This window comes from Enterobacter sp. CM29, from assembly GCF_013179605.1.
Taxonomy (GTDB): Bacteria; Pseudomonadota; Gammaproteobacteria; order Enterobacterales; family Enterobacteriaceae; genus Enterobacter; species Enterobacter intestinihominis.
Genome location: NZ_JABMCU010000152.1, coordinates 1 through 10,916, shown reverse-complemented (window position 1 = coordinate 10,916; position 10,916 = coordinate 1). Strand labels below are relative to the sequence as shown.

Annotated in this window: 9 protein-coding genes and 1 pseudogene; 3 read left to right on the top strand and 7 right to left on the bottom strand. The window is 53.7% G+C overall.

The genetic code is table 11. The annotated features are described in order from the left end of the window. Window positions 1-191: 191 nt before the first annotated feature. From HP459_RS16920 to soxR, 4 genes are all read right to left on the bottom strand, one after another. The gene (locus tag HP459_RS16920) at window positions 192-1,838 is read right to left on the bottom strand and encodes a Na+/H+ antiporter (protein ID WP_022646758.1); all 1,647 of its coding nucleotides are present in this window, start codon (window positions 1,836-1,838) and stop codon (window positions 192-194) included. A 153-nt stretch (window positions 1,839-1,991) separates the two neighbouring features. After that, window positions 1,992-3,341 carry a guanine/hypoxanthine transporter GhxP gene (gene ghxP, locus HP459_RS16915; protein WP_022646757.1) on the bottom strand — a complete coding sequence of 450 codons (1,350 nt, stop codon included), beginning with the start codon at window positions 3,339-3,341 and terminating at the stop codon, window positions 1,992-1,994. Window positions 3,342-3,638: 297 nt separating this feature from the next. Further along, on the bottom strand, window positions 3,639-4,310 hold the full coding sequence (locus HP459_RS16910) for a glutathione S-transferase family protein (RefSeq protein WP_045309053.1): 672 nt from the start codon (window positions 4,308-4,310) through the stop codon (window positions 3,639-3,641). 310 nt (window positions 4,311-4,620) lie between these two features. Then, window positions 4,621-5,079, bottom strand: coding sequence for a redox-sensitive transcriptional activator SoxR (gene soxR / locus HP459_RS16905; RefSeq protein WP_003860275.1), 459 nt, complete (start codon window positions 5,077-5,079; stop codon window positions 4,621-4,623). A 98-nt stretch (window positions 5,080-5,177) separates the two neighbouring features. Here soxR and soxS point away from each other — a divergent pair, with 98 nt between their 5' ends. Further along, complete coding sequence (gene soxS, locus HP459_RS16900; RefSeq protein WP_003860277.1) at window positions 5,178-5,504, top strand: superoxide response transcriptional regulator SoxS; 327 nt, start codon at window positions 5,178-5,180, stop codon at window positions 5,502-5,504. A 6-nt stretch (window positions 5,505-5,510) separates the two neighbouring features. Here soxS and HP459_RS16895 read toward each other — a convergent pair whose 3' ends face one another. Together HP459_RS16895 and HP459_RS16890 are read right to left on the bottom strand one after the other, a co-directional pair. Beyond that, window positions 5,511-7,076: an EAL domain-containing protein gene (locus HP459_RS16895; RefSeq protein WP_171936518.1), complete on the bottom strand. Its 1,566-nt coding sequence runs from the start codon at window positions 7,074-7,076 to the stop codon at window positions 5,511-5,513. Between the two features lie 265 nt (window positions 7,077-7,341). Continuing rightward, window positions 7,342-8,742 (bottom strand): sensor domain-containing diguanylate cyclase, encoded by a 1,401-nt coding sequence (locus HP459_RS16890; protein WP_171936517.1) that lies wholly within the window; start codon window positions 8,740-8,742, stop codon window positions 7,342-7,344. A gap of 431 nt (window positions 8,743-9,173) precedes the next feature. Here HP459_RS16890 and HP459_RS16885 point away from each other — a divergent pair, with 431 nt between their 5' ends. Further along, the gene (locus HP459_RS16885) at window positions 9,174-9,455 is read left to right on the top strand and encodes a YjcB family protein (RefSeq protein ID WP_022646751.1); all 282 of its coding nucleotides are present in this window, start codon (window positions 9,174-9,176) and stop codon (window positions 9,453-9,455) included. Window positions 9,456-9,516: 61 nt separating this feature from the next. Here HP459_RS16885 and ssb1 read toward each other — a convergent pair whose 3' ends face one another. Beyond that, on the bottom strand, window positions 9,517-10,041 hold the full coding sequence (gene ssb1 / locus HP459_RS16880; protein WP_003860284.1) for a single-stranded DNA-binding protein SSB1: 525 nt from the start codon (window positions 10,039-10,041) through the stop codon (window positions 9,517-9,519). A gap of 251 nt (window positions 10,042-10,292) precedes the next feature. Here ssb1 and HP459_RS16875 point away from each other — a divergent pair. Beyond that, window positions 10,293-10,916 (top strand): annotated as a pseudogene (locus tag HP459_RS16875) (excinuclease ABC subunit UvrA); the annotation flags it as partial.

The window sequence follows — 10,916 nt, the reverse complement described above, 5'->3', positions numbered from 1 at the left end:
AGCAAGGAACATAAAGTGAACGGAATGACCACCACCGCCGTATGTTCCCCTCACCCTAACCCTCTCCCCGGAGGGGCGAGGGGATTGCTCAGTGCTCGCATTAATTTGTGGGGAACCCTCAGCCCATAGGGAGAGGGAACCGATCGAGCACGTAGGCCCGGTAAGCGCAGCGCCACCGGGCAATTACAGCGCTACTGATTCTCTATCAACAACGCTTCCAGCAGATCCAGATCGTGCAGCAGCTTTTGCAGCGTCTCGTTGCTGATCTGCCGCGTCGCGCGCAGGTGATACAGCTCGGCACGCTCGGAGCGCAGCGCCGCCAGGCGGAAACGGCGCTCGAGGTTCTCTTCCTGCAACGAACTTTCCACGTCGTTACGTCCGTCAGCACGGCGACGCAAATTACCAATCACGCGTGAACTGACTTCCTTCAGCAGCTGGTTATCAATGTTCTCTTCGGCATCGGCGGCCAGACGCTCCTCCATCTTCTCGATGGCGACAATCGCTACTTCCGCCGTCGCCGCGCGGGCAATCCGCTCTTCCTTATGCTGCTGCGAGGTGTCACCCGCATCAATATGCTGCAGCAGAATCGGCAGCATAATTACGCCGACAAACAGGGAGAAGAGGATCACGCCCGCCGCCAGGAACACCAGCTCGTAGCGCGCCGGGAAGACGTCGCCCGTCGGCAGAAGCAGAGGAATGGAGAGCACACCAGCAAGGGTGATCGCCCCGCGAACGCCCGCGAAAGAGGCAATCAGCAGCTCGCGCGTGGTCCAGGAGCCGAACTCCATCGGCTTTTTGGTCAGGAAGCGAACGCTGAACTTCTTCATCGTCCACAGCCAGCCGAAACGCACCAGCATCAGCGAAAGGTAGATGAGTACGATATCGGTAAACAGCATCCACACTTCAACGTTTGGATCCGCTTCGGCCGCGATCAGCGAAGATTCCATAATGCCCGGCAGTTGCAGGCCCAACAGCAGGAATACCATGCCGTTAAAGACAAACTCGAGCATCGCCCAGGTACTGTTCGCGCGCAGACGCATCGCCAGTGGCGCCCGGCGCATCACGCCGGAGCGGGTGATGGTCATCCCCGCAGCTACCGCCGCCAGAATGCCCGACACGCCGATATGTTCGGCAATCAGGTAAGAGGCGAACGGCAGCAGGAACAGCAGGACGATCTGCGTCGCCGGTTCATCGCCGCCCCAGCGGCTGAGGAAGCGCAGCGAACGACCGTACAGCCAGCTTACAACAAAGCCTGCGAGGATACCGCCAATCGCCACCTTGAAGAATTCGAGGGTTGCACCGCCGACGGTAAAGACCATGGTGCCCATGGCTACCGCCACGGCAAACTTCAGGGCGACCAGGCCGGAAGCGTCGTTCATCAGCGCCTCGCCCTGCAAAATGCCCATGATTTTCTTAGGAATGCGCCCTTCGCCCACAATGCCGGACAGCGCCACGGCGTCGGTCGGCGACAGCACGGCAGCCAGCGCAAAGGCGGGTATTAGCGGGATCCCCGGTACGGCCCAGTAGATCAGGAAACCAATCCCGACCACGGTAACGACCACCAGCGCCAGCGCCAGACCGAAGATCTCTCGCCCGTGCTCAAGAAATTCGCGCGTCGGCGTTTTCCAGCCATCGGCAAACAGCAGCGGCGGGATAAACAGCACGAGGAACAGTTCCGGATCGAACTCCACGTGCAGACCGAACGTCGGCCACGCCAGCAGCGCGCCGATAGCTATTTGCATTAAAGGCAGGGGGACCTGGAAGGGCAGTACGCGTGTAACCACCCCGGATAATGAGACCACAAGGGTCATGATGAGTATTGTGAAGAAAATTTCCATGCGTTCCCTGTTTGCTGTGTTTCTTTTTAAGCCAAACCTGAGGCGTCGTGCCTCTTATTCTATCCTCTCCAGAGTAACGTAAAAGACAACGGGATGAGTCCTGAAAATAAAAACGGGCGGCCTGAGCCACCCGTTTTCGCATCAATGGATAACTTAAATTGCCCAGCCGCCCGCGTAGAACGCCACCAGCGCAACGGCGATGACAACGGTACCGATGTTCAGCTTGCGCCACTCACCGGAGACCAGACGCCCAATCACCAGCGAGGCGAAACCGATCATAATGCCGGTCACGATGTTACAGGTCAGCACGATAAAGACCGCGGTGATCAGACCGGACATGGCATCAACAAAGTCAGCAAAGTCGATTTTCGCCACGTTGCTCAGCATCAGCAGGCCGACGTACATCAGCGCAGGTGCGGTCGCGTAAGCTGGCACCAGATAAGAGAGCGGAGAGAGGAACAGGATCAGCAGGAACAGTACGCCAACGGTAATAGCCGTCAGGCCGGTTTTGCCGCCTGCCGCCGTACCCGCTGCGGACTCAATGTACACTGCCGCTGGCGCTGCACCCACCAGGCCAGAGAAAACGCTGCTCAGGGAGTCGGTGGTCAGCGCTTTGCCGCCGTCAATGATCTGGCCGTCTTTGTCCAGCAGGTTAGCCTGCCCCGCCACCGCGCGGATGGTCCCGGTGGCGTCAAACACCGCGGTCATTACCAGCGCCAGCACGCTTGGCAGGATCACCGGGTTCAGCGCGCCCACAATATCCAGGCTGCCAATCAGGGAGTTACCGTTGTCATCGCTCAGCGACGGCATGGCGAAAATCCCGGAGAAATGAACGGACGGGTCGAAGATCAGACCGACGATGGACACGCCGATAATGGTCAGCAGAATGCCGCCCGGCACTTTCAATTTTTCCAGGCCAATGATCACCGCCAGACCCACCAGCGACATGATCACCGGGAAGCTCGCGAAGTTACCCAGCGCAACCGGCAGGCCGTCCAGCGGGTTCTTGATGACCAGACCCACGCCGTTGGCGGCGATCAGCAGCAGGAACAGGCCGATGCCGATACCGGTGCCGTGCGCCACGCCCTGCGGCAGGTTGCGCAAAATCCAGCTACGGATGCCGGTAGCAGAGATCACGGTGAACAGTACACCCATCAGGAACACCGCGCCGAGCGCTACCGGGACGCTGATATGCTGGCCCAGCACCAGGCTGAAGGCGGTAAACGCGGTCAGGGAGATGGCGCACCCGATCGCCAGCGGCAGGTTCGCCCACAGGCCCATCACAATCGAACCCACACCCGCAACCAGGCAGGTGGCAACGAAGACCGCCGCTGGCGGGAAACCGGCTTTGCCGAGCATGCCCGGCACCACGATGACGGAGTACACCATCGCCAGAAACGTCGTCAGACCGGCAACAACTTCCTGGCGCACGGTGCTGCCGCGAGCAGAAATTTTAAACATGGCGTCAAGTGAACCGCCGGTACGCGCAGATGGCGTAGACATAGAAAACATCCCCTGAAAATTTTTATTGAAAGTCCGTAAGCGTGGTGGAGACTCCACTGCCAGCGAAACGTCAAATCCTTGTGCTGCGTTTGCGACGAAAGGGGCGTCACAAAAAAAGCAAACGTTTAGCTCCGCGCTTACAAAACGGGTGGTCAAATGTAGGCAAACGATTATCTAGCCTAATACCCGCCCTTTTCAACTGAACTTTCTCGTTTTTCGCTAAAATTGCCTCATGACGATGAAGAATTAAGCAGAGGATGCGCAAACGTTATCGTCCATGCGCAATTTCGTTACATTTCATCCCCCGCCGGGTATTGTCAGCGGGCCGCCTTTCGCAAGCGTTGTCTGCCAGCCCGGACGTGCCTCCACTCTCTGTTTCCACGCCGCTATGTGGTCGAGATTGTCGATGCCGCCTCTCGCCAGCAGGGCAAAGAGGGGAAAACTCATCTGGATATCAGCCATGCTCAGCGTATCGCCGGCAAACCAGCTGTTTTCGGCAAGATGGTCGTTAATAAAGCGCGCATGCGTTTCCAGCTGGCGGTTGAGATACGCTTTTTGCACCCCCTGCCCCAGCGCCTTACCCAGCGTGCGCAGGCCAAACGGGACGGGGGGTTTGCCGAGGCTGTTAAATACCAGCTTCATTAACAGCAGCGGCATCAAAGATCCTTCGGCGTAATGCAGCCAGAAGCGATACTGCACTTTATGAGCGGGATCTAACGGTTTGAATCGTGACGCCGAATCGTACGTTTCCTGAAGATATTCCAGAATCGCGCCTGATTCAGCCAGAACCAGTCCGTTATCTTCCAGTACCGGGGATTTTCCCAGCGGATGCACTTTTTTGAGCGCGTCTGGTGCGAGCATGGTTTTTTCGCGCTGGTAGCGCACAATCTCATATGTCAGACCCAGCTCTTCCAGCGCCCAGAGGACGCGATGGGAACGAGACTGGTTAAGGTGGTGGACCGTTAGCATGATGTTCTCCGGTGATTCATACTTTTTAACTATAGAAAACTGAACAACTTCACGAAAAAAATTCGGCTAAAATCTCATCATCTCCGGTGGCAAAAACGGCGGCCGGGCATAGAATTAAAGTGTCAGTACAAACCGGAACCTTCTCCACAAGCTCGACACGAGGGGTACTGATGTCGGGGGAAACCCTCCCGTGAGCCAGCGGGATAGAGAGAAAGACAAAGACCGGAAAAAACTAAAGCGCCCTTAGTGGCGCTTTAGTTCTTTATGCTTGTTGCCGGGTGGCGGCTGCGCCTTACCCGGCCTACACCTCTCAATCCTCCTCCAGCAACCGCGCCCCTGTTCCCTGCTCGCCCAGCCTGTCACCCGGGTTACGCAACGGACAATCGCTACGTGATAAACACCCGCAACCAATGCAGCCATCCAGTTCATCGCGCAGGGCCACCAGCGTGTGAATACGACGATCCAGTTCTTCTCGCCACTGGGACGACAGCTGCTTCCACTCTTTCGCGCTCAGCGAGTGTCCTTCCGGCAATACGCCGAACGCGTCGCCGATGGTAGCCAGGGGGATGCCGATACGTTGCGCAATTTTGATAATCGCCACGTAGCGGAGCACATCGCGGGTATAGCGCCGCTGGTTTCCGGCGTTACGGATACTTTTTATTAACCCTTTGCTTTCATAGAAGTGGAGCGCCGACACCGCCACGCCGCTTCGTTTCGCCACTTCACCGGGGGTTAACAGCGCTTTGATGCGCGGTAATCTCTTTTCCATAAAACCTCTTTACCTCAAGTTAACTTGAGGAATTATACTCCCCCGCAGAGAAAACGACGAATCAACCAGGACAGATGTCTCCACAGAGGGGTAACCTTATGTCGCATCAGCAAATTATTCAGACGCTTATTGAATGGATTGATGAACATATCGACCAGCCGTTGAACATTGATGTGGTCGCTAAGAAGTCGGGCTATTCGAAATGGTATTTACAGAGAATGTTCCGCACCGTAATGCATCAAACGCTGGGTGACTACATTCGCCAGCGCAGGCTCCTGCTGGCGGCGCAGGCGTTACGCTCAACGCAGCGGCCCATTTTTGATATCGCAATGGATCTGGGCTATGTGTCGCAGCAGACCTTTTCCCGCGTCTTCCGCCGCGAGTTTGACCGTACGCCGAGCGACTACCGCCATCAGCTCAATTAATGCGTGTTAACGCAAGGGTTGCTGCTGCCAGGCCATAAATGCCTGGGGCGGCATCGCTTTCGCGAAGTGCCATCCCTGACAATACTGCACGCCACGCTTCAGCAGCCAGCTCACCTGCTCCCCCGTCTCGACTCCTTCCGCAATGGTTTTCAGCCGCAGGCTTTGCGCCATCTCAATGATGTGCTCGGCAATCAGGTGGCTGGTACTGTTGGTGGTTAAGGTATCGATAAAAGATTTGTCGATTTTCAGGATATCGACGTTCAGCGAATAGAGGTTATGCAGGTTAGAGTAGCCGGTTCCGAAATCATCAATCGCCACTTCATACCCCGCCTGGCGAAACGCCTGAATGACCGGCGTGGTTTTCGGCACGTCAATAAACCCCCGCTCCGTCACCTCAATTTTTATTTGCTGCGCGCGAACCGAGTAAAAGCGGGCTTTGTCGGAGATCAGGGCGATAAGACGCGAAGAGTGAAAATCCGACGCCGACAGGTTAATCGAGACATACAGATCGGGGTGAGCGGCAAGAAAATGGCCCAGATCGGTGAACACTTCCTCCACGACGTAATCCGTAATACGCTCAATCATCCCCTCTTTTTCGGCCAGGGGAATAAATTCCGCCGGGCTCATAACCTGACCGTTGAATCCTGGCCAGCGCAACAACGCCTCTGCTCCCACGCACTGGTTATTTTTTATATCAATAATGGGCTGATAATGGACGCACAGCTGGCGTTTGTTTAGCGCCCGGTGCAGAAGTCGGCCAGGCGAATTGAATTCACGGTGTGTTCGCGACCACACCAGCAAAATAATAATGCTGCAAATCATCCCCAGCGGTAGCGTCAGAGTAGCCTGATGATAAAGCGTTTTATAAAAACGGGCATTGGACGTTGAAACAATAGCCGCAATGGGCCTCTGCTCTGATTTTACAATCGTATAAAAACGGTCATCTTTCTGAAAAGTCGTTTCCTGATGTCGGAGCATCGAATGCAATAAAGAAATATTGGCTTTCTGACTCACAGAAAAGAATGCATTGCTGATGGTGTCATACACTCCCCACGACAGGGAACGATCGTCTGACATCACCTCACTGTACGAAAGCGGGTTGACCACTGCGACATAATTTCCGCGCTGCATATATATCATTTTATAACCATTAAAAAATGGCGTATCGCGAAAATAATAGATAGCAACGTCGGGTTTACGTGTGTAATTGGCAGCGGGGATGATGTAAGGATGATCCGGCGTAAAAAGGGTCGAGCAGAGAAAGTCCTGGCCTTCAGCATAAATTAAATCGGCAACAAAAAGGCGACCGCGGGAAACGTTCAACATATATTGACGATGCTCCGGCGTACACACTTTACCCTGATATTTTTCTGCGTCTTCCCGGGCCATATCAACCTGTTGAATAACCCGTTCAGTTTTGTTTAAAGCAAGTTCAGCAAACGTGCGCAGCTGAGCGCTGATTTCCGACACGGCTCTAAGCTGGGCAAACCATAGCGCAAGCATCACCGGCAGCATAACTACCATGATAATCCCGACCGCTTTGAGCATTTTGCGCCGCGCGCTACGATTCATTTCCCGCTCTGTATCCCTGCATGTTGTACGCCTGTAGCAATGAAGACCGGCTGCTTTGATAAACAGGTGATTACGTTGCATGAATCATGGGAAGTTAGCAACTGACTTTTGGTATTAAAAATCCTAAAATTCGTGATGCCGATAATATTTTCCCGTAAGCCAAACTAAAAGTATTCATTTCGTTTCTGATAAGGATAATAATTACCCGCGACAGGTGTGGAAAATTCGTTGGCTGAAATAGCCTGCTCTTTGTTCTTATGCTGATTTATAAATAATCAGACGCCAGAACCGTTTTTCCTCTTCCTGTACGCTTGGCGTCATATAATGCCTTATCAGCACGCATCAGTATGGCAGAAGTATCCCGTTGCCCGTGACAGACTTCAACCACCCCGGCGCTGAAAGAGAGTACCAGCGTTTTATCGCCCACACGCAGCGGTTTTGAGATCAGCGCGGCACGCAGCCGGGAAGAGAGCAACGTAGCGGCCATACCATCCGTACGCGCCAGCAGAAGAACAAACTCTTCGCCCCCTACCCGTCCCAGTGCCGACCCGGCCGGGCTCACTTCGCGAATACGGTCGCAAAAGTGAATCAATGCCGCATCGCCAACCTGATGTCCCCACCGATCGTTGATCTGCTTGAAATAATCGAGATCGAACATCAGGAGACAGAAATGGCTACTGACATCCTGCGGCGAACTGGCTGCCAGCGCCATTTTGAGCCGCTGTAAAAATGTCGAGCGATTCAGACAGCCCGTCAGATCGTCCGTGGTGGCTTTGACGGTCAGCTGCTGTTCTGCTTTTTTACGTTCGGTGATATCCAGGCCAATATTGAGAATGGAGTTATCCGGTAAAAGGATGTTTGACCAGAGGATGGTTAACGGCGTCCCGTCTTTACGCACCGGGTGCCATTCGTACATATCCTTAAGTGGTGCGAAACGAACCGACTCCTGCACGCGCTGTCGCTCCTCGGGATCCGGGTAAAACAGGGCCAGCGGATCGGGGTGCTCGCCGATTTCAGTCATACTCCAGCCAAAGACTTTTTCGCATTCGGCGTTCCACAATACACACCGGTTATGCCTGTCAAAGGCGTTCATCAATACCGGAGCACGTTCAAATAAAGTTTTATATTGCGTGACGACGCGCTGCATCTCTTGCGCTGTTTTTTCCCGCACGATGATGTCATCAAAATAATCTTTTAGCTTCTCGACCAATACCACCACGATATTTTTCAATATCGGTAACGAGGTCAGTTTTTCATTAAAAGCCAAAAAGAAATAACCACTGCACTGTCTGCCATGCGCTGAGAGTTTACACAGCACGCCGCTTTGCAGCCGCGCATAGCCCGGGTGCTGAGGGGAAAATACCGCCCGACCAATATGCTCTTTCCAGTAGATAACGCGCCAGGCGCGGTGATGCCGTTGCAACAGGGTGCTGGCAAGAAAATCCGCCACGTTGAAGGCGTGACACGTCACGTCGCCGGCACAAACCACGCGCGGCCCGTCTGCGGATTCGACACTGACCCACGAGAGATTTGCCCCCAGTGCGCTGTTGATGATTTCCAGCATTTCAACCGGCGAACACTGCGCGTTGAGTTGTGGCATCAGCTTCGCCAGGGCGTGCAGAGCCTGCATGCTGTCGTTAATAATCTCGCGTCTTTTTTCTTTCATTATCTTTTCGCAGGTCATTAATCGAGAGAGCAACCGCAATAACTCATATCTGAATAAAAGAATAAGACCACGAAATCAAAGAGTATGCTGAGTGTTAAAAAAGAATAAAAATCCAAATAATTCAATGTGATGAATTATTTTTGCGGGTACATTTATTGTTCCACACAAGCATAATCCATAGACATACTGCTGTAAACGCTATACAGCCGAGGGTGTTTTGCAAAGGTTTTGCTATCTGAATGAATTAAAAATAAAAATTCCGGCTAAGCGCCGATCTGAGCGAGTACGATATATTTTCCCCGGTTATAAACCCACTTTTACCTCATAGGATACTGGCGAATAAAACAGCAAATGTGATATAGTTCACACATCTTATGTAACGAGAAACATTGTTTCATTCCAGTTCGTCTGTTTTGTCGAGGATGGGTTTTATGGCAACCATTACCACCAGCATGGTGCTCCTGCGCTGGCCGTTGTTGAGCGCGGTTTTGATGTTCCTGGCCAGCACGTTAAACATTCAGTTCCGAAAGTCCGACTACGCAGGTCTTGCTGTGATTAGCACCCTGTTAGGGTTGGGTGCCGCATGCTGGTTCGCGACAGGTTTGCTCGGCATTACGCTGGTGGATATGGCCGCCGTCTGGGAAAACATTAAAGTGGTGATGGTTGAAGCCATGAGCCACACTCCGCCAGACTGGCCGATGGTGATTACCTGATAGCCTGTTATAAAAAAACCCAGACATTGTCTGGGTTTTTTGTGTTTCACGCGTCTGGATATCAGAACGGGATATCGTCGTCGAAGTCCATTGGCGGTTCGTTAGACGGTGCCGGAGCAGACTGCTGCTGCGGACGAGACTGCGCGCCGCCGCTAAACTGATTGCCGCCCTGAGGCTGCTGAGGCTGACCCCAACCGCCCTGCTGCTGGCCGCCACCTGCCGGTGCGCCACCGCCCTGACGACCACCAAGCATCTGCATGGTGCCGCCTACGTTGACCACCACTTCCGTGGTGTATTTTTCCTGACCGGATTGATCGGTCCATTTGCGGGTACGCAGCTGGCCTTCGATATAGACCTGAGAACCCTTACGCAGATACTCACCGGCCACTTCAGCCAGTTTGCCAAACAGCACAACGCGGTGCCATTCGGTCTGCTCTTTCATTTCACCGGTCGCTTTATCACGCCAGGATTCGGAAGTAGCCAGCGTAATGTTGGCAACTGCGCCACCACTCGGCATGTAGCGTACTTCCGGGTCCTGGCCCAGATTACCGACGAGAATCACCTTGTTTACGCCTCTGCTGGCCATGTTCGTGTCTCCTGAATACGTTTCTTAATAGTGTAAACGCGCGAGTGTACCATTTCCATGCGACACTTTGATAGTTGCGTAGCATGTTCCAGAGTTCTCTCGCGGACTCGACATTGTTACACAGTGAATCAGAAAATGCATTCCAATACTGTATATTCAAACAGGTCATTTTGTGTCATAATTAGCCGTTTCTGACAGCCGTTTGTCCTTCAAACAAATCAGGCAATCCGTGTTCCAACCGGGAAAGGTGAATGGATAAGATCGAAGTTCGGGGCGCCCGCACCCACAATCTCAAGAATATCAACCTCATAATCCCTCGCGACAAACTCATCGTCGTGACCGGGCTTTCGGGGTCTGGCAAATCCTCACTGGCTTTCGACACTTTGTATGCCGAAGGACAGCGTCGTTACGTTGAATCGCTCTCGGCGTACGCGCGTCAGTTCCTGTCGCTGATGGAAAAACCGGATGTCGACCACATTGAAGGGTTGTCTCCTGCTATCTCCATTGAGCAGAAATCCACATCGCATAACCCGCGTTCTACGGTCGGTACCATTACCGAAATCCATGACTACCTGCGTCTGCTGTATGCGCGCGTGGGCGAGCCGCGTTGTCCGGATCATGACGTTCCGCTGGCGGCCCAGACCGTCAGCCAGATGGTGGATAACGTGCTGTCTCAGCCGGAAGGCAAACGCCTGATGCTGCTGGCGCCAATCATTAAAGAGCGTAAGGGTGAACACACCAAAACGCTGGAAAACCTGGCAAGCCAGGGCTATATCCGCGCCCGTATCGATGGCGAAGTGTGTGACCTGTCCGATCCGCCAAAGCTGGAGCTGCAAAAGAAACACACCATCGAAGTGGTGATTGACCGCTTTAAG